Raw genomic sequence first — 626 nt, forward strand, 5'->3', positions numbered from 1 at the left:
AGTTGGCTCGCCCCGTGGGTGTTTTGCAGTTGGGTGGAGATTTGTCCTGTGGTGTCATCAAAGCGGAGTTGTCCATAGCCTTCGCCTTGGACTTCTTTACTTTTAATCCCTGCGAGTTTTTTGGTGTCTGGCAGTTGACCTTGACTGTCAAATCGGGTTGGGCTGCGTTGGGCTTCATGTAGGCGTCCCACCACAAAGGGACGGTCGATGTTGCCGTCAAAGAAGTCGATGACCACGATTTCATTGATTCGAGGAAGGAAGCGTGCGCCATAGCCTTCGCCTGCCCATGGGGTCAGTACATCGACCCAAGCTGAATCGGTGTCGTTGTTGTTACTGCCGGCACCCCCATCAAATTGGTGGTCTTCTGCTCGGGTAAATAGGAAGCGTACTTTGATGCGTCCCCATTCATCGACATGGATTTCTTCTCCTGCAGGTCCCACCACTTTGGCGCGTTGCGGATGGGTGCTGGGTCGATGTTGTAAGGGGTTGTATTCGGGTACGGTTTTGATGTTGCGTCGTTGTAGGATGAGTTCGCTGGCTTGGCGTTCTTGATCCTTGTGGGTTGCTTGGTTGGTGTTTGTCTTGTGTTTTGGCGTCCATTGGCTGCGTTGTAGCAGTTGTTGGAC

At 52.6% G+C, this 626-nt stretch carries 1 protein-coding gene; it reads right to left on the minus strand.

Translation table 11 applies throughout. The features are described from left to right. Window positions 1-626 (minus strand): type VI secretion system tip protein VgrG (gene vgrG / locus AC1M84_RS14240; RefSeq protein ID WP_481595229.1); only part of this gene is annotated, 626 nt, incomplete at both ends.

The sequence above is a fragment of the Acinetobacter sp. 24-47-66 genome (assembly GCF_056779755.1).